Below are 25,398 nucleotides of genomic sequence, written 5' to 3' on the forward strand. Positions count from 1 at the left end.
ATAGCCCCTTTCCTATGAGCCATCGCCCCTTAAAAATCGGACTGGTTATTGCGGTATCACTGCATGCCTTTGATGAATTAGTGCTGACCATTGCCCTGCCAACGATTGTCAATGATTTGGGCGGTGGCGATTGGTATGGTGTTAGCCTCGCCAGCTATATACTGGCCTCACTGATCGGCGGCGTCTGGGGTGGTACCAGTACTGATAAGCGTGGCCCCTTAAAGATCTTTATTCTTGGCTATAGCTTGTTTCTGGCAGGCCTGGTTATGGCGATGCTTGCCAAAGATATGAACCAGTTTATCCTTGCCCGCTGCCTGCAAGGGCTTGGCGGAGGCATTAGCTGGACCGTTGCATTTGCTGTTACCAATATCGCGATACCTTCCACCGATCGCCCGAAGATGGTGGCCTGGTTAGACTCGGCCTGGCTAGTCCCTTCATTACTGGCACCGACCATTGGCGGCTACCTGATCGACTATCTGGATTGGCACTGGATCTTTCTTATCCAAATTCCCTTTGTCTTTATAGCCGGGCTATTACTCTACCCTCACCTGCTACCGCTGAGTAAAACCGAGATCGATCACAGCAAAAATTCCAGTCGAGCGCTATGGGGTGCCTGCCGTATTGCGTTAGGAGCAGCCATACTGGTTACCGTATTAGCGCGTAATATTGATTGGAGTTGGCTGCTAATACCAGTGGCGGCATGGATACTCTGGCGGCCTTTACTCAAAGCTATGCCCGAAGGCTTTATCGTAGCCAGGGCCGGGCTTGCTGCAGCTGTCATGCTGCACTTTCTGATGTTTTACAGTTTTTATGGCATGGAGCTCTTTATGCCGTTATTGCTTATTGAAGTCAGGGGGCTTAGCAGCTCAGTGACAGGACTTGTCTTTACCTCCTGCGCCGTCACCTGGATTGCCGCTTCGTTTTTGCAGGCACGGTTATCAAAAACATGGGCACTCTCGCAATCCCTTGGCAGAGGTATGGTGATTGTTTTAGTTGGGCTGGTGATGGTTTCCAGTCTGCTAATTCCAACAATGCCTTTGTGGGTGATATACCTGGGCTGGGCAATAGCGGGTTTTGGTATGGGTATCGCCTTTAACTCGGTTGTTTCCGCCTCGATGGACTTTACTAAAGCCGGTGCAGAAGGTGCGACGTCAACAGCCAATGGTATTGCTGCTTCTTTGGGTATCGGGCTATCTGCAGGTTTGGGTGGGGCCATTAATAATCATGGTAACTTTATCGGCGCCAGCCTAACACAATCGCTTACCGTTATTTGGGGCGTTGCTATTTTCGCCTGCCTGCTAGGACTATGGATTGTGGTATTGCGCTTTAAAGATCGACCTGCTTCGGCCGAGGCGATTTAATAAAGCTCTAAAAAAGTCAGCCGCTCCGAGCCTGAAGTCAACGGGATATAAACGTCGACTGACGATAAGATAATGATCGCGCTAAGCAATAGCAGGCCGACAATAGAACCTCGAATTTTTGCTGGCCATGACCCAGACCAATGACCATAAGCTAACGCCAACAGCCAGCAAAGCCAACTCCCCAGACAGCTCTGCATTAATAACACTGCCGCACTGCTAAGGGGGATGTCAAAAACCAATAATGCCTTCAACAAATTAATAATGGGCAGTAAAACCCAGTTATCGGCAAAAAATGGAAATGGCAAAATCACTAATAAGCCAATCCATAAAACCCAGCGCGCTGTCGTTACCGGCATCAGTAGGCTCCGTTATTTGCCCTGCTACCCAAACCGGGTATCAGCAACAAAAGGATTGCTTTGGCGCTCCTGTCCAAAGGTTGACGTTGGGCCATGGCCAGGAATAAAAGACACATCATCGCCTAGCGGCCAGAGTTTTTCACGAATCGAGGTCAGCAAATCATCATGATTGCCCATTGGGAAATCGGTACGACCAATAGAGCCCTGGAATAAGACATCCCCCACAATCGCCACTTTTACCTCGGGGTGGAAAAACACCACATGACCCGGTGTATGCCCTGGGCAATGCCTAACCTGTAGAGTCTGGTTACCAAATTGCACGGTATCCCCTTCAACCAACCAGCGGTCAGACTCAAAAGCATCGGCATGGGGGAAACCAGACATCGCGCACCATTCGGGTAATTTATCAATCCAAAAGCGGTCCGCTTCGTGTGGGCCTTCTATAATCACGCCGTACTTTTTGCGGACATCATCGGCAATAGCACAGTGATCCATATGGCCGTGGGTCAAAAACACCTTTTCAAGCTCTACATCCAGCTGCTTTAGGGCATCTTCAATTTTCTCTAAATCACCGCCGGGGTCTACTACGGCCGCTTTTTTCGTGGCTTCACAGACCAGGATAGAACAATTTTGCTGATAGGCGGTTACGGGAACAATGGCACACTTCATGGAAAAACTCGGTCACGTTGGATTTGGGCGCTGAGAATAGCACAAGCAGCAATTTAGCCGCAAAAAAGACCTTTTAAAACACTGATTTAGTTGCCTTTGACCCCATTCTCCAGTACATTAGCGGCCCTCTTAATCCGGTGCCTGTCACCGCTTAAGCAGCCCAATTGGTGAGGTGTCCGAGTGGCTGAAGGAGCACGCCTGGAAAGTGTGTAAACGCAAGTTTCGAGAGTTCGAATCTCTCTCTCACCGCCATATTTAAGAAAAGCCCGGTCCTGGACCGGGCTTTTTTGTATCCAGCACAGCCCTGCCAACTGCTCTTCGCCATTCTCAGCTTAAAAACTGACCAAAAACAAAGGCTTAAACAGGTATTTTCACCAGAAGCACAGGCTTTTCTTGACTCTAAAAGCGCAGCCATTAGAATAGGCGCTCTTTTTGACAGCCACTGGTTACTACAATCATGCCCTGTTCTGGAAGAGTTAGAAATAGTGCGGGAATAGCTCAGTGGTAGAGCTCCTCGTTGCCAACGAGGTGGTCGGGAGTTCGAGTCTCCTTTCCCGCTCCATTTTTAACAGCAAGCTTAAGGCGCGGTGGCAGAGTGGTCATGCAGCTGACTGCAACTCAGTGTACGCCGGTTCGATTCCGACCCGCGCCTCCATTGCTTGTTAAAAAGCTTAAGGTTCAAGCCTAAGCAGCACGGCTACCACCGTGGATAAACAACCTCTCGATAAGCCCGGGTGGTGGAATTGGTAGACACAGGAGACTTAAAATCTCCCGACTTCACGGTCGTGCCGGTTCAAGTCCGGCCCCGGGCACCAATTATCCATATAGATCAGAAGCTTACAACAACTTTCTCATTGTGTTTCTATACGAAAAAAACACCTAAAACAGCAACTCAGTGCCAATAAAAGACTATCAATCAGTGGTGAGGATTACACCCTCTATCTGCAACAAAAGACATACTATAGACCCCTAGCAGCCTCACTCACCCATAAAGCCGTCAGACCTTTTTCAGTACAAACCCCGGCACTAGGAAAACGCTGCTAATTTAGGCACACTAAGTAACCCTACAATAATAAGCCGTTACCCCTATGAAACGACGTGACTTTTGCCTATCTACCCTATCCGCCGCTGTTGCCGCAGGTACATTTACCAACCCTGCTCTGGCATCCATTGCCAAAGTAACTGCTGATGTCAACGCGATACAAAGCAATGGTAAAGAAACTATTCTGCCTCGCAGCATTGTTAAAGACTTTGGTAAAAGCATGCATGGGCCGCTCTTATTGCCCGGGCACAATGGCTATGACAGCGCCCGTAGAATCTGGAACGGTGCCTTTGATAAATTTCCGGGGCTGATCGCTCAATGTGGCAACCCTTCAGATGTAAAACGGGCTGTAGATTTTGCACGTAGCAATAACTTATTAGTCGCTATCAAAAGTGGCGGCCATAGTATGTCAGGCAAGTCCACCTGTGATGGCGGCCTTTTAATAGACCTGTCTAAAATGGTTGGCGTGCATGTTGACCCTTTTAACAAAACAGCGCGTGTTGAACCGGGTACTTTGCTCGGGGAATTTGATTATGAATGTACTTCTTTTGGCCTTGCAACCACGATGGGAACCGACCCTGACACGGGTGCCGCCGGCTTAACGCTGGGTGGAGGCTTTGGCCGACTGGGCCGCTTGCACGGGCTGGCCTGTGATAATTTGCGTAGCGCCGATGTTATCACCGCCGATGGCCGCTTTATTCGAGCCAGTGAAGAGCAAAACCAGGACCTGCTATGGGCACTGAGAGGTGGCGGCGGCAACTTTGGCGCGGTCAGCTCTTTTGAATATAACTTGCATAGTATCCCTGAGACTATCTATGGCGGCCAACTGATGTATTCCGTTAAACACGCCAAAGATGTGCTCACCATGTTTGCCGACTTTATCCAGACTGCCCCGGATGAACTGTCTGCCGCATTGGTCTATGTCGTCCCCAAAGGGGGTAAAAAGAACAGTGGGTTTATTTCAATTGGGTTGACTTATATCGGCGATATCGCCGCCGGTGAAAAGCTGGTTGCACCGCTGCGCCATTCGATGAAACCGATGATGGATAGAATGGGACCCAAAACCTATATGGATGAACAAGGCCGCAACGGCCGTTTGCCCCGTGGCCAAATGTACTATATGAAATCCGGCTTTACCCACGGTATTACACCGCAGCTTATCGATACCTATACCGAGATCGCTGAACCCCACCCCAAACGTAGCTTTACCGGCTTAATCACCATGCTGGGTGGGCAGATCTCCAGAGTGGGCAATAACGAGACCGCTTTTGCCCACCGTGACGCTCACTCTGACTGCATGATTGCAGGCAGCTGGAAAAAACCAGAAGACAGCGAAGAAAACGTCGCCAATATGCGTTCACTCTGGAAAAAAGTCGAGCCTCATACCAAAGGCTTCTACGTTAATGCTGCTTATGATTTTACTGATCAGAAAGTACGGGGCACTTATGGTGCTAACTTTGATCGCTTGCAGGCAATTAAAACGCAGTATGACCCCAACAATATGTTCAGGTTAAATGCGAATATAAAACCCAAAGCGTAAAGCCGTCCTGCTTCACGACTGCTTTTGTTGACTGGTCTGCAAACGTATTGCCAAGGCCATCTATCTCTCTGGCACTTAACTTAAAACCAATTGATACCATTGGCCGAAGCATTATCTGGTATAGCAATGGCTTCACACTGCCCCTGATTGCGGCGGTAACCATTCTCACAGGACCAGCCTGGTCCTGCGGCATAGGCATTATCCGGCACCTCAATCGCTACACAGCTGTTGCCCTGTTGCCGATAACCATTCTCGCAATACCAACTTGCCCCTGCGGCATAGGCATTATCTGGCACTTCAATCTCCAGACACTCCCCTGTTTGCTTGCGGTAGCCATTATCACAAAACCACATTTCGCCGCTGGCATAACTATTATCGGGCAGCTCCAGCGCTACACACTGATTTTGCTGTTTACTATAGCCGCTCTCACAGGACCAGTTTGGGCCGCTGGCATAAGCATTATCGGGTAGATTATCGACGGCGACACATTGATTATCTTGTTGGCGGTAGCCGTTCTCGCAGGCCCAGGAGGAACCTTCGGCATAGGCATTATCCGGGATTTCAACCTCGACACATTGCTTGTCCTGCTGACGATAGCCATTCTCGCAGGACCAGGTTGCACCATTGCTATCGGCATTATCGGGTAGTTCAACAGCCATACAGCCATTACCCTGCTGGCGGTAGCCTCTATCGCAGGACCAGCCTGGGCCACTGGCATAGGCATGCTCAGGCAGCTCGATAGCAACGCAGCTATTACCCTGTTGGCGGTAGCCATTATCACAGGTCCAGCTCTCGCCACTGGCATAGGCATTGTCGGGTAACTCGATTTCAACACATTGATCACCCTGCTTGCGGTACTCGTTATCACAGGACCAGTTTAAGTGCAGCTTACTGTTGTTTTCTGCTGCTGTAGCAGCCACTGCCCAGTGGCAGCAACACAGGATTAAAGCGAGCGATAGTCTTATCATATTCATAGTTATCATCCAGCTGACTTCATTGTTTTTATACGCTCACAGTATCCGCAAACGCTATAGTCTGGTTTCAAGATAGCAGATATTGGCCGCGGACCAAAATATAGCACCGCTAGCTTTTATACGCGGGGCCACCAAATCCTGGATTCCCCTGCTTATCAAAGGTCAGCACGGTCACCTCATCCCAGGGGGGCGCTTCAACCCGCAGCGCCACTAAGGCTTTCTGTTGGCTCCACTTCATAACATCCAGACAAATTTCAGCAATTTGTTCCGGTGAGAAATAGCGCTGCAGCTCTTCTTTTAGCGCGGTATCCGCATCGGCGGGTGTCAGTATCATCGCGTCGCATAATCGCAATGCGGCAATAATCTCAGGGCTAAAATCACTGCTTTCATAGCTGGCAATTTTACGCTGCATTATCTCATCAAAACCTTCGTCCAGCGCTTCCTGATTGCGCAATGAACCGCATAGCCGGCAGTCATGAGTCTGCGCACAGCGTAAGCGTACTAACTCGGTAATCAGCGGGTCCACTGTTTTGGCATTGACAACAGCGGCCGCGAAATTGGCAATCGCCTGTTCCAGCGGGCCGTTGACGGCAACTCCGGGGGTCAGTTCTGATTCAGCTAATCTGGGTGTTTGTACGCTCATCCTAAAACCCTCCCAGCTACCAGCTCCAGACGTCGTGACATATCGGTCACATAGAGCGCATTAACAAAGGCATAAACTTCATCGGCGCTGGCAAATGCCAGTAAGCGCTGTACCTGCTCATCAGTCATCGTCCCCACCGACACAATAAACTGCTCGGTAAAGGCAATAAAAGCCTGCTCTTTAGCGCTCAAACTGCCAGCCGGGGCGTCCAATCCTGACGCTGTAGTGCAGCATCAATATAACTGCGGCACAGGCTTAATAACTCGGCGTCCGTTGTCTGCGGAGCCAGCTGCATTATATGCTGCAATTGCGCAGCAATATCTGGCTGCAACGACGCAATGCGATGAAATGTATCAGTTGATAGCATGCTCAATCCTTTTTTATTAAATCAGGTTTATAAATAACACGAAAAAAGTATATACGTTAGAACCGTCCGGTGGTTCACTAATAGGGTGATTAACGTCTGGCAATTTGGCATTATGCCTGTATCAAAGCCATCAATGCGCTTTAAAGATATCACTATGTGTAAGCTAACTAGCCATTACATCTTACTGCTGATGATCTACTGCTTCTGCCTGGTAGGCAACAGCAGTGCCCAAACACAGGGGCCGCTGCGCTTTGCTATTGACCACCGCAGCACAGAACCACTCCCCCCCTATCGATGGTTTAACCACTGTAGCAATAACTTCCGCGGTGTACTTAGTGATCTCTATACACGGCTTGCTACTGACCTTGGCCGTGAGCCAGTTTTTGTTGAAGCCCCTCCCGCGTCGTCATTGCTGGAACTGATGCAGGGTACAACAGGCATGGTACTCAATGGCGATGCCGATTTTACCATCGCCAGCCCAAGCTTAACCGCTGAAAACAAACGGGCCTTAATGGGGTCTCAAGTGGTCCTAAGAAATCGCCCTACCATTGTGCAAAGCAGTACCGCTGCAAATATAGACTCATTAAAAACGCTGGAGTCACTCACTGGTGTCGCGGTAAACCCGGAACATATTATTAACGGCCTAAGCCGGCAGGGTCTTAAGCTATCAATTAAAGCCTCGCCTTCGATGGAGCAAGCCTTAATGGATATTGCGCAACGACGGGCTGACTACTGGATAACAGACCGTCATACGGTTCACCATCTGGCAAAAAGTCTGGATGTTGTTCAACAGCTGCGCTTCTCATCTATAGAAGTAGGCGTCACTTCCAGATTTTATTTATACACCCAAAATACAGCAGCCCATGCCGCGCAATTAAAAAAAATAGATGGGCTAATTCAACGCTATGAGGTCAGCGGTTATCTGGATTATTTAATCCTTGATAGCGTGCGCTATTGGATCAAGGATAAAGGCTGCCTAACAGTATCAAGCAGCCGCTAAGCGCGGTCAGGCTGTTGCGTTATTACTCAGCAGCCTTTTGCCCTCTTCCGCAAAGCCATTACCGACTTCAGCAAAATAGCTAAACACCACATCGGCACCACCATCAAGCAGTTGCTGTCGCTCATCGTCAAAGCGGGCAATACACACAATCTTGCCCTTAAAGTCGGTTAGCCTTATTTGCTCAATAATAAACATCATCTCAAGCACGCTGGGAGTAGACAGCATAATCAGTTCAGTATCGGTTAAATTAATCGCCGCCCAAAAATCGGCATCCTCGCCATCACCGGTTATCACTTCTCGCCCCGCTTGCTGATGCCTCTTGGCCCTGTCTTCATCAGCCTCGATACCGATGACGCTACCCGGACTGGTTTGAGCCAGCGAATCATAGGTGGCTGTCCCTACCCGCCCCAAACCAATCACTAAAATTTTGGCATGGACGCTGGTATTTAATACCAACGTCACCTGCTGGCCAGGCCACTGCAGGCTATTGATAAAGACTTTATGACGGGCATAAATCGAATGCGAAAATTTGGAAATAATGCTGCTGATAATTAATGAGAACGTCACTGCCAAAGCAATAATCACTAACCACTCATCATCAATCATCGATTTGGAGACTGCCATCTTCACCACAATCAAACCAAACTCACTAAAGCTGCTTAGGGTGATGGCGCTGAGAAAAGCGTTGCGTGGACGCATACGAAAGAACAGAAATAACACCCAAAATAAAAGAAACTTAAATATTAATAAGGTGGATATCGAGAGTGCCGTCACTAACATTTCAGCGGTCGGCAAGGCAGACAAGCCAATCAATAAAAAGAAACCGACCAGAAATAAATCCTTAAAGATAATTAATGATTTATACAGCTCGGTGGCTTTATGGGTATTGGCCAGTAAGATCCCCATACATAATGCCCCCAGATCAGCCTTGATATTAACCAGGGCAAAGATTTCAGAGGCCCCCAACGCCAAAACAAAGCCGGTTAAGGGTAATAGTTCACCGTGTCCCGCTTTTTTAACCAGGCGATTAATCAATGGCTTGGCCGGAATAAACAGCAGCAGTAAGGCGGCCCATATTGTGGGTATTTGCCCGGTTGCCACCGCCAGGAATATCACCGCCAGAATATCTTGTATTACCAAAATACCGACGGCCACATTGCCGTGCTTGGTTTTTAACTCATCCTGATCTTCTAATAGCTTGATAACACCGATGGTGCTACTAAAGCTTAAGGCAAAGGCGACGAGTAAAGCTGTTTCCAGTGGCAGGTTTAACGCGCTGTTCAGGCCAAAACCCAGACCCACCAGAATAAGCCACTTAATGGCAATCAGCGAGAGGCACCAGATCAGGGTATGGCCTATCGCAGTAAACAGCACTTCGGGCTTAATCAGGGTACTGATATTAATTTTTAACCCGATGGTAAATAGCAGCAACGTTACCCCTAAGTTGGCCAGGGTTTCCAGGCTACCATCAGGAACATAGCCAAAAGCATTTAAGGCAAAGCCAGCCAGCAGATAGCCGACCAGCGGAGGCAGGTTAATTTGCTTGACAGCAAAGCCGAAAAAAAACGCAATGACTATCCAGAGATAATCCATAAGGCTATTCAGCACACTCCATAGCAGAGACCGGCAAGGCAATAACTAACATGACAACTTAGGCTGTAACCGGCGAGGTAAAACCGGTGGGTTTGATGGCCAGTACGGATTGACTTAAACCGCTTAAAATATTTTCAGCGGTATTACCCATAATAAAGCCGGGGATACCGGTGCGAGCTACAGTGCCCATCACCACAAGATCCGCATTAACATCATTGGCATAGTCCGGTATTAACTGCCTGGGCTCACCTTTAATTAATTGTATTTGCGGCTCTAAATAGGTTTCTACACCCGGCCCCACCAATGCCTTGGCTTCATCCAGCAAGGAGTCGTAGTTTTTCTGGTAGTTATTTTTAATACCTTCGACATAGCTATCCACTTCATCATCCGGCCGTTTCAGAAAACCGGAGGAGCGCATCGCCCCTTCGTGCTCGGCAGACCATACTGACACCACATGGAGGTCGGCTGATTCGGCCAGCGCCAAAGAATACGCCGTTTGCAGTACCTTAAGGTTCAGCTCACGCCGGGTGGCCTGCTCATGTTCAGGATAGTCATCTTTTACGTCGATGGCAGCCACTATGCTTTTATACTCGGGTTTTACATTGGGCTTAAGCAACCAGACCGGGCAAGGGCACTGACGCAGCAGCCCCATATCATAGCCACCAAATAGCTTACTCTTGGTAGCCTCGTCACCGGCGGTCTTTAATAACAGGTCATAGTCATTGGCCAACACGTGTTGGATCACTTCCTGGTAGGTCGTACCACTAATCACACTGCATTGAATATCCAGCGAGCCTTTTAACGGCTCTACTATTGCCTGCAATGCCTGCTCACGCTCATCAATCATCAACTGGTCCGGGTCGCCTTGAAAAAAAGCGGCGAGCTTGCCAGAGCTCAAGGGGATAAAGGTTGCAACAGTCAGCTTTGCCTGCAAATTATTCGCTAGCGCAATCGCTCTCTGCACAGCGTCCTGATTGCTATCTTCAAATGAATGGATACAAAGAATATTACTGGGGCGCCACATAATCTTTACCCTTTAAAGTGATACTGGCTATTTAGCCTTGCTGAGGCTTTGATTCTAATGCTTATACGCTGTCCATGCCAGCTTGTTATAACTCAGCAGATAACAGCCGAAAAAAAAGGCCCTGTTTCCAGAGCCTTTGATTATTTGCGCAGGTCAATTAACTAGCGCTTAGTTGTACTCTACCAATTCAATCACGGTACCATCGGGGTCTTCAAATGCTACATAACGTAGAATGCTTAAAGGACCCGAAGGGATAATCGCCTCTGAGGTATAGAACTCGATACCCGCTGCTTCCAGCACTTGAATATCCTGGTCGATATTGCTGGTTTCAATGGCAATACGAGCAATACCCAAGTGGTTCACGTCTTCATAGGCCAGGTCTTCGCTGTCTGATTCAGTCAGAGTAAAGTGACGACCGTCCTGTAAACCCAAGGTGGCAATACCCTTATTTTCACCAATTAGGCGAAAGCCTGCCTGCTGGTAAAAGGCGGTAGCGACAGCGAGATCGCTAACATTAATATTGGTTGAAAACACACCGTGCACATACGTCTCGCCGGAACTGTTTAAGCCCTTATCTTCAAACACCTGTGACAGTAAAATAACGGTGCCATCAGGGTCTGCAAACTGGATAGTGACAGGGTTGGTTTCACTGCCAAACAGGATGCTATAGCCAATACCATTAGCCTCTAAGGTGGCCATATCCGCCTGGATATTATCGGTCTTTAAGCTTAGCGTTGCTAAACCCAGAGAGTAAATATCGCTATGGGGCGCGGTATCATCATAGGGCGAATGAAACTTAATCAGGTCAATAATAAAACCGTCAGCCAGAATCATTGGCGCTGCTTTTAAGCTATAAGGGGCTAAGTTAAGACCCTGGGCTTCAGCCGCATCAGGCACATCAACATCTACCTCTAACAGAACGCTAAAGCCGAGCAACTGGTAAAACGCTTTAGACGCTTCAAAATCACTGACATTGATATTGTAATGCAGCAATGCACGCAGATTAGTGGCAAAGGGTGAGCCTGAACCAAATAGCGCCTGATCATCATAGACACCATCACCATTGCTATCGGCGTTTTGTGGGTCGGTGCCGTACTGAGCTTCTGCATCATCACAGATGCCGTCACCATCGCTATCCGCTGCACCGTCTAAACACAGATACACCTCGGGTACGCCGGTAATCAAATACTGCTGACCGTCGCTGCTGTATTGCTGGAAGTTGGGTGTGTAATCCAACCAAACATCCTGATAACCGGCCTGGCTATATTGCAACTGATAAGTGTCACTACCTTCGGCTGCAGCGATTGTCATCGCTTCTTCAGCCGCCACTTTTTCCCCATAGGGGTCATAAAAGTACTGGCCATTACTATCACTACTGGTTTGGTAACCGGTTAATAAACCTGCAGGTGTAGCGGTTTCTACCTGGCTGGCTTCACAACCTTCACCAGCACATTGGCCATAGGCCGTCACTGCAACGCCAGCAACGGCAACGCCGTTTGAGTCTTTGACTATACCGGTGGTACAACCGGCCAGCGCGGTTAATAACAGCATTAATGCTGCCGTGGAAAAGTGTTCAAACTTGATGCTTCTCATGGATGCTCCTACGTATATTTTATATCGTTATCATACGTTTCTATCGAACACATTACGCCGCAATCCCTCGTGACGTATAAAGCTCCAATGCTAAATTTGCTTCTTAGAAAGCCTTGGCCAAACCTATAGGCGCACAGGCCGAATGTTGGGCTAAGGGTAGTACGTATATGATGGTTGATCGGTTATCGCTATCACGCTTATTATTATTGTCAGGCGAATTAAATAGCACGGTTATAATGCCAAGTATTCCCCTCTTTTAAAAGCCCGTTTTTGTTAATCAGCTAGCATATCCACCGATTGCTTAGCGCCAAGCTTCCAAGTAGAGTACGCTGCAAACCATAACAATCACTTTGCCCAACCGCCATACAGGCCAGTATTAATGATAAGCCGCACACTTATTGCGTTTTCACTGCTCCTCTCTTGTAGCTATACCCTGGCCCTTGAGCTATCGCCACGGCAATGGAGCCATCTGCCTACCGGGCTTAATTTTGGCGGCATGGGTTATGCCTATGTCGAGGCAGATATTAATTTTGACCCGGTATTGGAACTCGCCGATGTCGAGATGGAATCAGAGTTATGGCTGGGAAAATATATTCATACCTTTGCCCTTTTTGATCGCTCAGCACGCATCGATATCACTCAGGGCTATCAGGAAGCAGAATGGACCGGGCTACTACAAGACGAACCGGCTAAAGCCACACGCAACGGCCCTACCGATACCTTTGTACGCTTTTCCAGCAATCTCTATGGTGCACCCGCTTTACAGGGTAAAGACTTCGCAGCTTACCGAGCCGCTAACAGCAATGACACCATTGTCGGTTTTGGTTTGGTGCTGCGCCTACCCACCGGCGACTATCACGACAAACGCTTACTGAATCTGGGGGGTAATCGCTATGTGCTCCGGCCACAACTGGGTATCTCACGCCAACACGGCCCGTGGACCCTTGAAGCCACCACGGAAGCCTCACTCTTTTTTGATAATGACGAGTTTTTTGATGGCAACAAACTCGAACAGGACCCGCTCTATATTGTCCATGCCCATTTGATTTATACCTTCCGCCCCGGCCTGTGGGTCAGTGCCAGTGCTGGCTATGATTATGGTGGTGAAAGCACACTGAATGGCCAAAGCAAAGACGATACCAAACAAAATACCGGCTGGAGCTTACGCGGCGCCATCCCGATCAGCCGCACCCTTGGCATTAATATCGCTTATGTCAGCACCCGCACCGAAGAAGACACCGGCGCCGATATTGAAAGCTTGCTGGCCAGTTTTGCCTATATGTGGTGAGCAGGCTTTACTGGCAAACCGTTTTATCGTTTAAACCAATGTATCGCTCAATAATATCGGCATCATCAAAATGCCTGCGACCATAGAAGGCCGTCGCATGGTGACCCCACTGTCGCATTTCACCGGGGGCGGGTATCCCCATAGGCCAGAGAAAAAACCGTTCGCCCCGCTCCGTGCCTGCCATAATGCCATCACTCTGGAATAGGCTTTGTCGCCGCCCTGCGGTTCCCGGTTTTTCCAGTGAACGCAGCTCTTTATAGTCTGCCCATTGATATTCGACCTCGGTATCCGTGGTTAATGGCTGTTCAATAACCCGGTCCAAATAATGTGAGCTATGGGCAAGTTGCAAGGTTAAGGGGGTATTGGAATTTGACTGGATGGTTTGAAAAGAAAATCCCGGCTCTTCCAATAAGGCTGTAGAGGGTTTGATACAGCTTTGCTGCGTTGGAAAAAACAAATGATAACAACCACAGTGATGGATGGAGTCATAAGCGATAGGCTCCCCTGCACGCGACAGTGTCACCCGCCATATTAAGCCATCAATATTGCCACCGAGATAATCCAGCGCCGACTGCTTGGGCCGCGCAGGAAACCAGAAGCTGTAATTGAGTTGCAATAACGTTTGCTGATTAAAGCGTGTATACGATAAATGCCTGTAGACTGTTGGCCGTTCCGTGATAACAACGGTGGGTTTATTAGTGGCCGACCAGGCCAGGCGCCCTATTCGATCATTATCAGTTTTTGTCTCCACAGCAATTGTCGGAGCAAAGGCTGCAAATAACCGGTTTTTATCCTCAGTCGTTAAGGCCGGTATACCCAGCGCCTGATCACGGTAAGCTCTGGCCATAATCGCTGCTGCATCATAGTTTTCCTCTGTGGGTGGCCTATAACTGATCAGATTATCGGTCACCATGGGTTTATTATAGGTTGCTTGTATATCGCTATATAAACCCTCCGTCCCGTATTTTGTCGCCCAGGCCGTTAACCAATATAAACCGGCAATACGCTTCCAGGTTTGGTATTCATCGGGCACCGCTACGCTATCTATTAAACGCTGTTGCGCCGCCGCCTCTGCAAAATCGGCTTGCCGCAGGGTAGACACACACGCATAAAACACAGGCTGCTGCGGTAATAACGCCCGGCTTTGCGCAGGGAGATTAGCCAGCTCAATCGTCAGACCGTCTATACCCAACTGCTGTAATTGATCCAGCCAGGCGTCAAACTGACCCGGCTCATTTAGCTGATCTTTAAAACTGGCCAGCAGTCGATTGCTGCGCAAATAGCCAAAGCCCTCTACCCTGACAGCCTGACTATCAGCAACTCCCTCTTGATCAATTAACTGCTGCGCCGCACTGATTACTTCACGGCACTGGGCAGCATTGGCATTAACACGGACATCCGATTTATCGGTGACCGTGGTGCATGCGGTAAGCGATGTGATCAAGAGTAAATAAAGCCAGCGCTGCAAGGGAATAAACCTGTTGTTAAAGAAGGCTATGATACTGACAAGAATGCTGCCGCTTGTAAACGCCGCTACCGGGCTAACAACGAACCCGAGGCATATCACTCCAGCGGGTGGTATAGCCCGGTGACAAATACTGCTGGCGCATTTTCCAGCGCTTGCTGGAGCCCTCTGCGCCAATATAGGCGGAGCCCTGACCATAACGTCGATTAATGGTATCCAGTGCCGCCATCAACTGAGCTGATTGCAACGGTTGCCCCGGGTGAAATAAATCATGTTGCTGGAAGCTCTTATCTTGCAACTCAACCAAGCCTACCCCCGCTTTTAAATAACGTCGGTTAGCTTGAAAAATTTTTCGCAACCCCTTGCGCGCATGATGAATAATAAAGCGGCTATCATCCGTAGCAAAAGGCAGCTTAATGGTACAACTACGGCTGTAATAATCAGGCTCATAGGGAGAGGTGTTAATAAATACTTGCAAGGTTTTTACCGTATGGTTTTGCGCCCGAAGTTTTTCTGCGGCTCGGGCGGCATAACCACTAACAGACTGTTCAAGTGGTGCCAGTGTAGTCAGCTTACTACCAAAGGAACGGGTACAGAAAATTTGCTGCCGTGCCGGTGGCTGCTGCTCCAGCGAATAACAGGCAATACCATTTAATTCATTAATAGTACGCTCTACATTGATATTAAACTGTTTTCGCAACTGCTTGGGGTCAGCGTTAGCCAGATCGTAGGCGGTAAAAATATCCAGCGCATTTAAGCGCCGGGCAAAGCGTGAGCCAATACCCCATATTTTTTTAACCGGCAGGCGCTGCTGCACCCACTGCCATTTATGAGGCTGATCCAGTACACATACACCATTAAGTTTAGAGATTTTTTTAGCGGCATGGCTGGCAATTTTAGTCAGGGTTTTGGTGGGAGCAATACCCACTTCGATAGGCATCCTGACATCGCGCCATACGGTTTGCTTAATCGTTTGCCCATAGTCAGCCAACGCTTCCAGCACACCATTGATATCTAAAAACATTTCATCGATGGAATAGATTTCCACTTCAGGTGAGAAGCGGCTTAAGGTCGTCATAACCCGATTGCTAATATCACCATAGAGTGCGTAGTTGGAAGAAAAAATCGTCACATTATGCTGCCTTAACAAAGGCTGTATTTTATAAAAGGCTTCCAGGTCGGGGATACCCAAGGCCTTGGCTTCACGGCTGCGTGCCACCACACAGCCATCGTTATTACTCAATACCACCACCGGTTTGCCGCGCAAATCCGGGCGATAAATCTGCTCACAACTGGCAAAACAGCTGCGACAATCAGCTAAGAGGAACATGACAACGTATCCAGCGTCGAACCACACCCTCAATCACCAGTTCGCTGTTCCCTACCGGGATAGGCCGCATCGCATCGTTGGCTGGCAGCAGTAGCTGCCGTTCAGTATCAATCGTTTTGCAGGTTAGCTCGCCATCCAATGCCGCAATCACCAAACTGCCGTTTTTCGGTTCAAGATGTCGCTCAACAATTAACAGGTCACCGGGAAACAGGCCGACATTAATCTGCGACATCCCCACCACACGGGCAAGAAAGGTGGAGCTGGGCTGCTCAATCAGTTTTTTAAGGAGATCAATCTCCTCATCGATAAAATCATCTGCCGGGCTGGGAAAACCTGCGGAGACAGAACAGCTAAATTTGGGAACGAGAATCACTTTCATAAGACAGCTATTTATACTGTATGTATATACAGCATGTCAACCTATCTTTATGGTGACTCTCGCGGGGTGGGTTATAGTTCTTTACAGTCTGGGAACGAGCTGCACTGAGCAGGGGCTGCGTCACGTTGCCCGTAGGGTGGATTATAATCCACCGGTATATGGGGGCTCAGGCAGGGCTCATGGCGGGGCTCGGTGGATTATAATCCACCCTACTTAGCGCCCGGCTTTAACTCGTCAATACCCCATGACTCCAGCTTTTGCTCAAAGGTCCAGCGCGGGTGAATGCGGTCTAAATCCGCCAAATCATCCTCATGGGCAAAATCATAGGCATTGCCATCGGCGTTATACCATTGGCTATAACGCAGCGGGTAAATCACCTCATTATTAAACAGGCTAATCATTTTCATCACCCATTGCGGAAACTGTTTGTACTTAAAGGTGGTGCCATGTTTATTAATTTTATGGCAGCGCTCTACACACTCATCACCACTCATCACACAGGAAGCCATAGAGAAATTGATATTGGAAAAGACTTCCGGGTATTCAAAGATAGTCCCGACCCATTTACCGATATCCCGAACATCGACCCAGTTGACGGTAAAGTCCGGCTCATTAATACCGGGCACAGTATCTTCTTTAATCAGGTTGCGGGACAAAGCCGTTTCGCCACGAAAATCCGCCGTAGAGGTGGTGTAATCCACCCGGTGCAAACCATAGTAATAAGCCGGGCGATGGACACAGGTCACATTAAGACCCTGACCGCGAAAAAAATCAGTAATCCGCAAACGCTGGTCAATCCACCAGGGAATCTCGGCCTCAACAGTGGTCACGCCCGTGACTTTATCCGGGGGAAAAACCAGCGTCACACAATGCTGGATAGAAGGATTGGCCTGAACCGCATTGACCATTGCCACCGCCTGGCGCATGACCGCCGCACGGCCATTTAGCGGGTCATTACCATGGTTCTCAATTTGACCGGCTTTGGCACTATTGGCGGTAACGTACAGCACTACACCATGGCAATCGGCAAACTCGCGGGTCAGCACCTCTTCTGAGTACATATCCACACCGGCGCGCATTTCCAATAAGCCGGGATGGGTCTTCTCTGTTTCATCCACCAGCCGCTGCAATCGCTCTTCAGCGCGAGTGCCTTTGGAACGATACATCGCCCGCACCCGGTATTTGCGGGTCAGGCTTAGCTCATGAACAATGGCATGACACTCCCAACCGGTTGAACAGGTAACGCCAATCAAGGGTAATTCAGCAATCGGCTTTTCGCTGTGGGGCTGGGCTTCACGCTCAGCTTTCAGCTTAAGAATATCCTCAACAATTTGTTGGTTTTGCGCTTTAATGGCTTGCTGGGCCATACTGACTGCGGTATCTCGATCCATTATCCATACACCTTATTATTGTCATTTAAACTCTTAATTCATCTTGATGGTGGGAGAAATTATCCCCCTTGGCCAAGCGGTCATAAAGCACGACATTGACGGTCGCCGCCAGATTCATACAGCCGATAGTGGGCACATAAATCGAATCACTGCAAAATCGAACAATATCCTTTTGCAATGTCCCATCTTCAGGGCCAAAGATATAAAACGCCCGAGCTGGGTGCTTATACTCAGGCAAGGGTTTGGCCCCATCGATTAAATCCACCGCCACGGGTACACAGCCCAGCGGAATAATGCTTTTTAAGTCGTCGACCCCGACCAAAGGCAATTGCTCATAGGCCTTTTGGGTATCGGTATGAAAGGGCTTGGCCATATCATAGCGATTGCCGGTATAAAACACCGAATTGACCCCATAGCAGCCGGCCGCACGCATCACAGAACCGACATTTTCAGGGGATTTGGGGTTGTGCAGACCAATACAGGCGTAGCTTTTTATCATTATTACGTATTCTGGCTAATTAGTTACTTTATTCTATGACTGCCAGCAGCAAATATACAGTACAATAACGCCCTATTTTAGCGGTCACGTTAAAGACTGCCTCCCACTGATCAACAAAACTACAAGCATTTTGAAACCTGCCAGTAAACAAAGTAATGCGCGCTTTCTTCTAACGTATTTACTACATCACAAAAAATCCTATGGTTTAGGAATTGTATTTATCTTCCTGACCAACTGGTTAGCCGTCAATATTCCTATTCATATCGGGCTTAGTATTGACTTGCTGACCGGTGAGTTGGAAAAAAACCAGGATGCCCTGATCTATAACGTCAGTATGGTCGTGGTATTTGCCGTGGTGATGATTGTAACCCGCACCGTTTCCCGAATTTTATTTTTTAACCCCGGCCGAGCCATTGAGCGGGAGCTAAAAAATGATGCCTTTAGCAAGCTGACACAATTGCAAAAAGAGTTTTATGACCAACATGAGACCGGCAAACTGATCTCTATTGTCAATAATGATATCAACGGCGTCAGGGCGCTAGCCGGTATTGTGATGCTGCAAATTTTTAATATTGGCTTTGCCCTGTCACTAACCCCGGTCAAGATGTGGGAGATTTCTCCATCACTCACCCTGTATTGCATTATTCCGGTGGTGGTGACCTTTTTTATTGCCCACCGGGCCATCGCCCATATGCGGGCCATGACCAAAAAGCGGATGGAAGAACTACAGACGCTGTCCAGCCATACCATAGGCATGCTGTCCGGTATTGAAGAGATCAAATCCTATCAGGTGCAGCCCTGGGCCATCGCTGAGTTTGCCGAACATAACCAGGCCATTCTTAAGCGCTCCCTAATACTGGCCCGTATTCGCACCATTGTATTGCCGATCATCACCTATACCGACCGTATTATGAAAGTCCTGATCTTGTCGGTCGGTGGTTTTTATTTGATCAATCAGGATTTAACCATCGGTGAGATCACTGCCCTGCTCTCCTATGCCACCTTGTTAGCTATTCCCTTTATTTCACTGGGCATGATTTTCTCAGCCTATCAAACGGGCATGGTCAGCCTGGAAAGTATGCGCAAAATTTTAGACCAACCTGTCGATCAGCAAGAGTCCGAGCATTTAAGCGAGGCCGAGCAGCAACAGTTATTTAGCGCAGGCATTCAAGTTAATCACCTTAGCTACACTTACCCGGAGAATGATCAGCCGACGTTGAAAGATATCAGCTTCGATATTATCCCCGGCCAAACACTGGGCATACTGGGCAAAGTGGGTTCTGGTAAAAGCACACTGGTTAACTGCTTAAATCGCTATCTGGATATTGATAGTGGACAGATTTATATCGATGGCAACGATGTTACCCGGCTATCCAAACAGGATCTACGCAGTGCTGTCCGCACCATTACTCAGGAGCCGTTTTTATTCTCCGATAGCGTGGCCAATAATATTAGCTTTGGTGGCAGCGATCATCCTGATGCATTAAGCCTTGAAACCGCCCTGACCCAAGGGGATATGTATAAAGAAGTACAGCAATTTCCGGAACGAGAAAATACCTTAGTGGGTGAAAAAGGTATTCTCTTGTCCGGCGGACAAAAACAGCGCCTCAGTTTATCCCGCGCAATGTATACCCCCAGCAAGTTAATGGTGTTGGATAATGTGCTGTCGGCGGTGGATAACAAAACTGAACGCTATTTACTCGACCAAATCTTTAATAAGCTGCGCAGTGACTGTACGCTGATTGTGTCTCATCGCGCCAGCGTACTGGAAAAAGTCGACCAGATTTTAGTCCTGGAGGGCGGTGAAATTATTGCCAAAGGCAGCCATCAGCAACTGATGCAAAGCTCCGCCTTTTATCGGGAAACCTGGGAGTTACAGCAAGAATCCAACGGGGGGAATATCCCATGACTGCCCCTGTAGGCCACAACCCGGCGCACAGTAAAACGACCCCGGAGAACAAACCGGCAGGCTTTGATTGGCCGCTGATTAAACGCTTTATCAGCTTTCTTGGCCCCTACCGTAAAGAAGTGGCTATTGGTGTTGCATTAATCCCCTTCTCAGTACTGTTTAGCGTGCTGTACCCATGGATGATTATGCAAATAATCGATGAGCAATTGGTGCCCAGAAAATTTGATGGCCTATGGCTATGGGTAGCAGGTCTATTAGGCATTTTATTGGCCAACTATATCAGTGATGCTATCTACAATTACTCCTTACAAAAAGCGGCGCAAAAAGCCATATTGGATTTACGTCAGGTCATGTTTGACCGGGTGTTGCACTTCCCCCGTAGCTACTTCGATAAAACCCCCATGGGCGTTACCCTGACTCGATTAACCAGCGACCTTGAAGCGATTAATGAATCCTTTGCTCAGGGCTTTCTGAATATGGTGCGGGATTTATTAATTACGGTCGCGCTATTAATCTTTCTCGCCTCGATAAGCTGGCGCTTAACTCTGGTGCTTCTACTTATCGGTCCGATTATTTATTACATCACCGAAAAATTACGCCGCCTAATGCGTGATGCTTTTGTCACGGCCCGCCAGATACTATCCAAGGGCACAGGTTATTTACAAGAGTGTCTGAACGGTATTAAAACCGTACAGCTCTATAGTGCCGAGCAGGAAGTGCAAAAAAACTACCAACAATACACCCGCAGTTTTCAAAAGACTCAGGCCAAATCCAACCTCTATGACTCTGCGCTTTATTCGCTGATAGAAGGTGTTACCACCGTTAGTCTGGGCTTAATTATTTGGTATGGTTCCGGTGAGGTTCTCACGGCAACCATTAGCGTGGGTGTGTTAATTGGCTTTATTAATACGCTGGATAAAATCTTTGTCCCCATCAGAGACTTTACCTCACAACTGGCTTCTATCCAGCGCGCACTGGCAGCCTTGCAGCATATTGAAGAGGTCTTTTCACAGCCGCTGGAAGATAGCAAAGAACTGGACTTTCAACCCAGCAAAGCACTGGCGGGCTTTGAATCACTGGTATTTGAAGATGTTAGATTCCGTTACAGTGAAGACGGCCCCGAAGTCTTAAAAGGTATTTCGTTTAGTTTAAATAAAGGTGAAAAGATTGCGCTGGTAGGCACCACCGGTTCCGGAAAATCCACCATTTTGCGACTGCTGACCAAAACCTATGATAACTATCAGGGCTCTATCAAGCTCAATGGTATTGAATTATCCGGCATTCCTAAAACCACTGTCAGAGAGTTTTTCTCCCTGATGCAACAGGAAGTCTTTCTATTTAATAAGAGTATTGCCTTTAATATTGGCCTCGGTAGAGAGACGATTAGCCAGCAAGATATTATTGATGCCGCAAAATATGTTTATGCCGACGAGTTTATTGAGCAGCTGCCCGACAGCTACCAATTTCAATGCCGGGATGGCGGTAAAAACTTATCCGTAGGCCAGGCACAATTAATCGCCTTTGCCCGCGCCATTGCCGGTGGCAGCGAAGTTATTATGTTAGATGAAGCCACCAGTGCGGTGGATTCAGTCACTGAGCAGTTGATACAAAAAGCCATTGACCACGTCTTTATGGATAAAACCGTGATCGCTATTGCTCACCGCCTCAGCACTATCCAGCACTCGGACCAAATACTGGTATTAAGTGAAGGCCTGATTCAAGAGCGTGGCACCCACCACAGCCTGGTGGCAGCTAACGGTATATATGCCAATCTGGTAGAAGAGAAAAACAACGCGGAAGAAACGCTATGAAACCCTGGGTGCATTTAGGAACTGCCAGTATTCCCAATAACGGTGGTGAACTGAAGTTTTCCCGCCGCGACAATGAGTTTTCTATTCGTCTGTCCGGTGTGCGCGGTGAATTAATGAATAGCCGTATGTATGGCTCGGAACAGGCTTTATCGGAACTGGGCTGTGCCCATATCAAGCAATCTGACTCTGCGCAGGTATTAGTGGGAGGTCTGGGCATGGGCTATACCCTCGCCGCAGCGCTAAACGCGGTTGGCCCATCATCACAGGTTACCGTGGCAGAACTTATCCCGGAAGTGGTGGAATGGAATAAAGGCCCGCTGGGTGATTGTGCCGGCCACCCACTGCAAGATAGCCGCAGCGAGGTCTATCTCGGTGATGTCGCCGATCTGTTGCTGCAAAAGAACGAACATTACGATGCGATTTTGCTGGATGTTGATAATGGCCCTGAGGGTATTACCCAAAAAGATAATAACTGGCTGTATTCGGTCGAGGGCCTGGATGATATCTATAAGAGCCTGAAACCCGAAGGGATGCTGGCGATCTGGTCAGCGGGCTATGACCCGATGTTTGTTATACGGTTAAAAAAAGCGGGCTATCAGGCAAGCACTAAAACCGTTAGAGCCCATGCGGGCAAAGGCAGCAAACACACCATCTTTTTAGCGCAGAAGCCCTGGCGCTAACTATCACCACCCATTTCAAAGGTCGGCCAGGCGGCACGGATATAGATAATCATCGACCACAGGGTTAATAGCGCTGATAAGTACAACAAGACCAGGCCTGAATTTAACAACCAACCGCTGCGCTCCGGGGCTGCCGCTAACAGGACCAATATAGAGAGTATCTGGAAGGTGGTTTTAACTTTACCCACATAGGACACGGCCACACTGGTGCGCTTGCCAAGCTCAGCCATCCACTCACGCAGTGCAGAGATCACGATCTCACGGCCAATAATCACCATCGCAGGGATGGTAAACCACCAACTGCCAAAGCGTTCAACCAGTAAGACCAGAGCGATAGCCACCATCAATTTATCCGCTACCGGGTCCAAAAAGGCGCCAAACGGCGTAAATTGGTCCAGCTTACGGGCCATATAGCCATCCAGCCAATCGGTAATTCCCGCCAACGCAAAGATCACCGCAGACGCCATAAAGCTCCAGTGGTAAGGAAGATAAAAGACAAGTACAAAGACTGGTATCAGAGCGATTCTAAACAGTGTTAGTGCGTTAGGTATATTCATTGATTGGGCTTCATTAAAACGTGGGGGCATTCTACCTATTATGCAGCGCCGCCACTATATCTCTGGCCAATTTTTCGCTAATTCCCGGAATATTGGCCAAATCTTCGGCGCTGGCGGCTTTGACTTCCTGCCAACCGCCAAAATGACGCAGTAATTCACGGCGCCGCTTGGGCCCAACACCGGGTATACCTTCCAGCGGCGACTCGCGCCGCTTCTTATCCCGCCGCTGTTTATGGCCGGTAATCGCAAAGCGATGTGACTCATCGCGAATATGCTGGACCAAATGCAAACCGGAAGAATCCGATGGCATTACAAACTCTTCACCGGTATCCGCACGATAAAGCACCTCAAAACCCGCTTTACGGGTAGTACCTTTGGCCACCCCAACCACCAGCAGATCGTTAATCTGCAATTCTTCCAATACCGACAAAGCCTGGTTCACCTGCCCCTTGCCGCCGTCGATAAACAAAATATCGGGCATCGCACCTTCACCGGATTTAATCCGGGTATAACGCCGGCTAAGAGCCTGACGCATAGCACCATAGTCATCACCGGCGGCAACATCTTCAATATTAAAGCGACGATAGTCAGATTTGAGTGGACCGTTATTATCAAACACCACACAGGAAGCCACGGTGGCTTCTCCGCTGCTATGGCTGATATCAAAGCACTCTAAGCGCTGTGGCATCTCGCTGAGCTTAAGCGCGTCTTGCAAAGCTTCAAAGCGTTGATAAATGGTCTGCTTATTGGCCAAATGGCCGGTAAGGTTTTGCTGTGCGGTTTCAATCGCCAGTTTTAGCCATTTGGCGCGATTGCTGCGAACCTGAGTGCTAATGGTCGTCTTGCGCCCCAAGCGAGAGGATAAGGCTTCAGCCAAGGCCGCCGCCCCATCAAAGTCATGACTAACAACAATCTCTCGGGGCATATTATCAGCCCGGGCACCGGCACCATCTGCCAAGTAGTACTGTGCTAAAAACGCCTCCAGAATTTGTGGCTGCTGCTCATCCAGATAGACTTTGGGGAAATAACTTTTGCTGCCTAAAACACGGCCGCCACGGACAAACAACACCTGAATACAGACAACCCCGGCACGGTAGTCACAGGCAGCAATATCAATATCACCTGATTCACCCTCGATATACTGACTGGCTTGCACTTGCTGTAAATATTGAATTTTATCGCGATACTCCCCCGCCTGTTCAAACGCCAGGGCGCCAGAGGCGGCCTCCATCTTATTCGCCAACTCATTGATCAGGCTTTTATTTTTACCTTCCAAAAACATCACCGTATGGCGAACCGACTCTTCATACTCCTCGGCAGAAATTTTATTAACACAGGGAGCGCTGCAGCGATTAATTTGATGTTGCAAACATGGCCGTGAACGGTTGTTGTAAAAACTATCTTCACACTGGCGCACCTTAAACACCTTCTGTAAAAAATTAAGGCTTTCTTTAACCGCACCGGCACTGGGATAAGGCCCAAAATAACGGCCTTTACTTTTTTTCGCCCCGCGATGAATCGCAATACGGGGAAACTCATGCTGGGACGATAAATAAATAGAGGGAAATGACTTATCATCGCGCAGCAAAATATTATAGGGCGGGCGCTGCTGCTTAATCAGGTTATGCTCCAATAATAAGGCTTCCGCCTCGGTATTGGTGATCGTCACTTCAATCGAAGCAATTTTAGATACCAGCGCTGCGGTTTTAATCGCCAGGCCCTGCTGGCGAAAATAACTGGATAAACGGTTTTTAAGATTTTTGGCTTTACCGGTATAGAGTATGCTGCCATCGGCATCGTACATTTGGTAAATACCGGGCTTGGTCGTCAGCGATTTTAAAAAAGAACTATAATCAAACGCCGGCCGCTTTTTTTCCTGCGGTTTGGCGGTATTGTCGCTGTGATTACCGTTATTATCAGTCATAGG

At 48.5% G+C, this 25,398-nt stretch carries 23 protein-coding genes and 4 tRNA genes; 11 read left to right on the top strand and 16 right to left on the bottom strand.

What is annotated here, in order from left to right; genetic code table 11:
- The first annotated feature begins 14 nt into the window (after positions 1 to 14).
- The gene (locus tag BST96_RS17885) at positions 15 to 1,361 is read left to right on the top strand and encodes an MFS transporter (protein ID WP_085760007.1); all 1,347 of its coding nucleotides are present in this window, start codon (positions 15 to 17) and stop codon (positions 1,359 to 1,361) included.
- Here the strand turns inward: BST96_RS17885 and BST96_RS17890 are convergent.
- Both BST96_RS17890 and BST96_RS17895 read right to left on the bottom strand, forming a co-directional pair.
- The gene (locus tag BST96_RS17890) at positions 1,358 to 1,717 is read right to left on the bottom strand and encodes a hypothetical protein (RefSeq protein ID WP_085760008.1); all 360 of its coding nucleotides are present in this window, start codon (positions 1,715 to 1,717) and stop codon (positions 1,358 to 1,360) included. The two genes, BST96_RS17885 and BST96_RS17890, sit on opposite strands and share 4 nt — an antisense overlap.
- 24 nt (positions 1,718 to 1,741) lie before the next feature.
- Entirely contained in the window at positions 1,742 to 2,386 is a 645-nt protein-coding gene (locus tag BST96_RS17895) for an MBL fold metallo-hydrolase (RefSeq protein WP_085760009.1), read from the bottom strand.
- 166 nt (positions 2,387 to 2,552) lie between these two features.
- Here BST96_RS17895 and BST96_RS17900 point away from each other — a divergent pair.
- The 5 genes from BST96_RS17900 to BST96_RS17920 all read left to right on the top strand — a co-directional run bounded on the left by BST96_RS17900 (position 2,553) and on the right by BST96_RS17920 (position 4,968).
- A tRNA-Ser gene (locus BST96_RS17900) sits at positions 2,553 to 2,638 on the top strand.
- A 235-nt stretch (positions 2,639 to 2,873) separates the two neighbouring features.
- Positions 2,874 to 2,948, top strand: a tRNA-Gly gene (locus BST96_RS17905).
- Positions 2,949 to 2,967: 19 nt separating this feature from the next.
- A tRNA-Cys gene (locus BST96_RS17910) sits at positions 2,968 to 3,041 on the top strand.
- A gap of 73 nt (positions 3,042 to 3,114) precedes the next feature.
- A tRNA-Leu gene (locus tag BST96_RS17915) sits at positions 3,115 to 3,201 on the top strand.
- Positions 3,202 to 3,474: 273 nt separating this feature from the next.
- On the top strand, positions 3,475 to 4,968 hold the full coding sequence (locus tag BST96_RS17920) for an FAD-binding oxidoreductase (protein ID WP_085760010.1): 1,494 nt from the start codon (positions 3,475 to 3,477) through the stop codon (positions 4,966 to 4,968).
- A gap of 80 nt (positions 4,969 to 5,048) precedes the next feature.
- On the opposite strand, the gene BST96_RS17925 is transcribed toward BST96_RS17920, so the two are convergent.
- From BST96_RS17925 to BST96_RS17940, 4 genes are all read right to left on the bottom strand, one after another.
- Positions 5,049 to 5,942 carry a hypothetical protein gene (locus BST96_RS17925; protein ID WP_085760011.1) on the bottom strand — a complete coding sequence of 298 codons (894 nt, stop codon included), beginning with the start codon at positions 5,940 to 5,942 and terminating at the stop codon, positions 5,049 to 5,051.
- 109 nt (positions 5,943 to 6,051) lie between these two features.
- Positions 6,052 to 6,585, bottom strand: a complete 534-nt coding sequence (locus tag BST96_RS17930) for a carboxymuconolactone decarboxylase family protein (RefSeq protein ID WP_085760012.1) — start codon at positions 6,583 to 6,585, stop codon at positions 6,052 to 6,054.
- The gene (locus BST96_RS17935; RefSeq protein WP_085760013.1) at positions 6,582 to 6,776 is read right to left on the bottom strand and encodes a carboxymuconolactone decarboxylase family protein; all 195 of its coding nucleotides are present in this window, start codon (positions 6,774 to 6,776) and stop codon (positions 6,582 to 6,584) included. The genes BST96_RS17930 and BST96_RS17935 overlap by 4 nt, the downstream gene beginning before the upstream one ends.
- On the bottom strand, positions 6,773 to 6,952 hold the full coding sequence (locus BST96_RS17940) for a hypothetical protein (protein WP_085760014.1): 180 nt from the start codon (positions 6,950 to 6,952) through the stop codon (positions 6,773 to 6,775). Before BST96_RS17940 ends, BST96_RS17935 begins: the two co-directional genes overlap by 4 nt.
- Before the next feature lie 154 nt (positions 6,953 to 7,106).
- Here BST96_RS17940 and BST96_RS17945 point away from each other — a divergent pair, with 154 nt between their 5' ends.
- Positions 7,107 to 7,952 carry a substrate-binding periplasmic protein gene (locus BST96_RS17945; RefSeq protein WP_169714037.1) on the top strand — a complete coding sequence of 282 codons (846 nt, stop codon included), beginning with the start codon at positions 7,107 to 7,109 and terminating at the stop codon, positions 7,950 to 7,952.
- Positions 7,953 to 7,958: 6 nt separating this feature from the next.
- Here BST96_RS17945 and BST96_RS17950 read toward each other — a convergent pair whose 3' ends face one another.
- The 3 genes from BST96_RS17950 to BST96_RS17960 all read right to left on the bottom strand — a co-directional run bounded on the left by BST96_RS17950 (position 7,959) and on the right by BST96_RS17960 (position 12,162).
- Complete coding sequence (locus tag BST96_RS17950; RefSeq protein ID WP_085760016.1) at positions 7,959 to 9,545, bottom strand: cation:proton antiporter family protein; 1,587 nt, start codon at positions 9,543 to 9,545, stop codon at positions 7,959 to 7,961.
- A gap of 58 nt (positions 9,546 to 9,603) precedes the next feature.
- On the bottom strand, positions 9,604 to 10,569 hold the full coding sequence (locus tag BST96_RS17955) for a universal stress protein (RefSeq protein WP_085760017.1): 966 nt from the start codon (positions 10,567 to 10,569) through the stop codon (positions 9,604 to 9,606).
- 168 nt (positions 10,570 to 10,737) lie between these two features.
- Positions 10,738 to 12,162 (bottom strand): VOC family protein, encoded by a 1,425-nt coding sequence (locus tag BST96_RS17960; RefSeq protein ID WP_085760018.1) that lies wholly within the window; start codon positions 12,160 to 12,162, stop codon positions 10,738 to 10,740.
- Positions 12,163 to 12,541: 379 nt separating this feature from the next.
- On the opposite strand from BST96_RS17960, the gene BST96_RS17965 reads away from it, so the two are divergent.
- Entirely contained in the window at positions 12,542 to 13,450 is a 909-nt protein-coding gene (locus BST96_RS17965; RefSeq protein WP_085760019.1) for a transporter, read from the top strand.
- A 7-nt stretch (positions 13,451 to 13,457) separates the two neighbouring features.
- Here the strand turns inward: BST96_RS17965 and BST96_RS17970 are convergent, their stop codons facing one another.
- From BST96_RS17970 to BST96_RS17990, 5 genes are all read right to left on the bottom strand, one after another.
- Positions 13,458 to 14,894, bottom strand: a complete 1,437-nt coding sequence (locus BST96_RS17970) for a hypothetical protein (protein ID WP_157118009.1) — start codon at positions 14,892 to 14,894, stop codon at positions 13,458 to 13,460.
- A 97-nt stretch (positions 14,895 to 14,991) separates the two neighbouring features.
- Complete coding sequence (locus BST96_RS17975) at positions 14,992 to 16,245, bottom strand: Y-family DNA polymerase (RefSeq protein WP_085760021.1); 1,254 nt, start codon at positions 16,243 to 16,245, stop codon at positions 14,992 to 14,994.
- Positions 16,229 to 16,624 carry a LexA family protein gene (locus tag BST96_RS17980; protein WP_085760022.1) on the bottom strand — a complete coding sequence of 132 codons (396 nt, stop codon included), beginning with the start codon at positions 16,622 to 16,624 and terminating at the stop codon, positions 16,229 to 16,231. Before BST96_RS17980 ends, BST96_RS17975 begins: the two co-directional genes overlap by 17 nt.
- Positions 16,625 to 16,833: 209 nt before the next feature.
- On the bottom strand, positions 16,834 to 18,015 hold the full coding sequence (locus tag BST96_RS17985) for an NmrA family NAD(P)-binding protein (protein WP_085760023.1): 1,182 nt from the start codon (positions 18,013 to 18,015) through the stop codon (positions 16,834 to 16,836).
- Between the two features lie 25 nt (positions 18,016 to 18,040).
- The gene (locus tag BST96_RS17990; protein WP_085760024.1) at positions 18,041 to 18,514 is read right to left on the bottom strand and encodes an RNA methyltransferase; all 474 of its coding nucleotides are present in this window, start codon (positions 18,512 to 18,514) and stop codon (positions 18,041 to 18,043) included.
- A gap of 130 nt (positions 18,515 to 18,644) precedes the next feature.
- On the opposite strand from BST96_RS17990, the gene BST96_RS17995 reads away from it, so the two are divergent.
- The 3 genes from BST96_RS17995 to BST96_RS18005 are packed head-to-tail and all read left to right on the top strand — an operon-like array spanning position 18,645 to position 22,914.
- A complete protein-coding gene (locus BST96_RS17995) occupies positions 18,645 to 20,423 on the top strand; it encodes an ABC transporter ATP-binding protein (RefSeq protein ID WP_240554840.1) in 1,779 nt (592 codons plus the stop codon).
- On the top strand, positions 20,420 to 22,234 hold the full coding sequence (locus tag BST96_RS18000) for an ABC transporter ATP-binding protein (protein WP_085760026.1): 1,815 nt from the start codon (positions 20,420 to 20,422) through the stop codon (positions 22,232 to 22,234). The genes BST96_RS17995 and BST96_RS18000 overlap by 4 nt, the downstream gene beginning before the upstream one ends.
- A complete protein-coding gene (locus BST96_RS18005; protein ID WP_085760027.1) occupies positions 22,231 to 22,914 on the top strand; it encodes a spermine/spermidine synthase domain-containing protein in 684 nt (227 codons plus the stop codon). Before BST96_RS18000 ends, BST96_RS18005 begins: the two co-directional genes overlap by 4 nt.
- On the opposite strand, the gene pgsA is transcribed toward BST96_RS18005, so the two are convergent.
- Positions 22,911 to 23,471 carry a CDP-diacylglycerol--glycerol-3-phosphate 3-phosphatidyltransferase gene (gene pgsA, locus BST96_RS18010; protein ID WP_085760589.1) on the bottom strand — a complete coding sequence of 187 codons (561 nt, stop codon included), beginning with the start codon at positions 23,469 to 23,471 and terminating at the stop codon, positions 22,911 to 22,913. The genes BST96_RS18005 and pgsA overlap by 4 nt on opposite strands.
- Before the next feature lie 31 nt (positions 23,472 to 23,502).
- Positions 23,503 to 25,395, bottom strand: coding sequence for an excinuclease ABC subunit UvrC (uvrC, locus tag BST96_RS18015; protein ID WP_085760028.1), 1,893 nt, complete (start codon positions 25,393 to 25,395; stop codon positions 23,503 to 23,505).
- Positions 25,396 to 25,398 lie beyond the last annotated feature (3 nt).

Origin of the sequence: Oceanicoccus sagamiensis (genome assembly GCF_002117105.1) — a bacterium.
Classification (GTDB): domain Bacteria; phylum Pseudomonadota; class Gammaproteobacteria; order Pseudomonadales; family Dasaniaceae; genus Oceanicoccus; species Oceanicoccus sagamiensis.

Bases quoted from the DNA above. Each gene is read 5' to 3' on its own strand.
- uvrC (WP_085760028.1), bottom strand. From the start codon at position 25,395: ATGACTGATAATAACGGTAATCACAGCGACAATACCGCCAAACCGCAG.
- BST96_RS17945 (WP_169714037.1), top strand. From the start codon at position 7,107: ATGTGTAAGCTAACTAGCCATTACATCTTACTGCTGATGATCTACTGC.
- BST96_RS17965 (WP_085760019.1), top strand. From the start codon at position 12,542: ATGATAAGCCGCACACTTATTGCGTTTTCACTGCTCCTCTCTTGTAGC.
- BST96_RS17885 (WP_085760007.1), top strand. From the start codon at position 15: ATGAGCCATCGCCCCTTAAAAATCGGACTGGTTATTGCGGTATCACTG.
- BST96_RS17930 (WP_085760012.1), bottom strand. From the start codon at position 6,585: ATGAGCGTACAAACACCCAGATTAGCTGAATCAGAACTGACCCCCGGA.
- pgsA (WP_085760589.1), bottom strand. From the start codon at position 23,471: ATGAATATACCTAACGCACTAACACTGTTTAGAATCGCTCTGATACCA.
- BST96_RS17895 (WP_085760009.1), bottom strand. From the start codon at position 2,386: ATGAAGTGTGCCATTGTTCCCGTAACCGCCTATCAGCAAAATTGTTCT.
- BST96_RS18005 (WP_085760027.1), top strand. From the start codon at position 22,231: ATGAAACCCTGGGTGCATTTAGGAACTGCCAGTATTCCCAATAACGGT.
- BST96_RS17955 (WP_085760017.1), bottom strand. From the start codon at position 10,569: ATGTGGCGCCCCAGTAATATTCTTTGTATCCATTCATTTGAAGATAGC.
- BST96_RS17990 (WP_085760024.1), bottom strand. From the start codon at position 18,514: ATGATAAAAAGCTACGCCTGTATTGGTCTGCACAACCCCAAATCCCCT.
- BST96_RS17975 (WP_085760021.1), bottom strand. From the start codon at position 16,245: ATGTTCCTCTTAGCTGATTGTCGCAGCTGTTTTGCCAGTTGTGAGCAG.
- BST96_RS17960 (WP_085760018.1), bottom strand. From the start codon at position 12,162: ATGAGAAGCATCAAGTTTGAACACTTTTCCACGGCAGCATTAATGCTG.
- BST96_RS18000 (WP_085760026.1), top strand. From the start codon at position 20,420: ATGACTGCCCCTGTAGGCCACAACCCGGCGCACAGTAAAACGACCCCG.
- BST96_RS17925 (WP_085760011.1), bottom strand. From the start codon at position 5,942: ATGAATATGATAAGACTATCGCTCGCTTTAATCCTGTGTTGCTGCCAC.
- BST96_RS17940 (WP_085760014.1), bottom strand. From the start codon at position 6,952: ATGCTATCAACTGATACATTTCATCGCATTGCGTCGTTGCAGCCAGAT.
- BST96_RS17980 (WP_085760022.1), bottom strand. From the start codon at position 16,624: ATGAAAGTGATTCTCGTTCCCAAATTTAGCTGTTCTGTCTCCGCAGGT.
- BST96_RS17890 (WP_085760008.1), bottom strand. From the start codon at position 1,717: ATGCCGGTAACGACAGCGCGCTGGGTTTTATGGATTGGCTTATTAGTG.
- BST96_RS17920 (WP_085760010.1), top strand. From the start codon at position 3,475: ATGAAACGACGTGACTTTTGCCTATCTACCCTATCCGCCGCTGTTGCC.
- BST96_RS17950 (WP_085760016.1), bottom strand. From the start codon at position 9,545: ATGGATTATCTCTGGATAGTCATTGCGTTTTTTTTCGGCTTTGCTGTC.
- BST96_RS17985 (WP_085760023.1), bottom strand. From the start codon at position 18,015: ATGGATCGAGATACCGCAGTCAGTATGGCCCAGCAAGCCATTAAAGCG.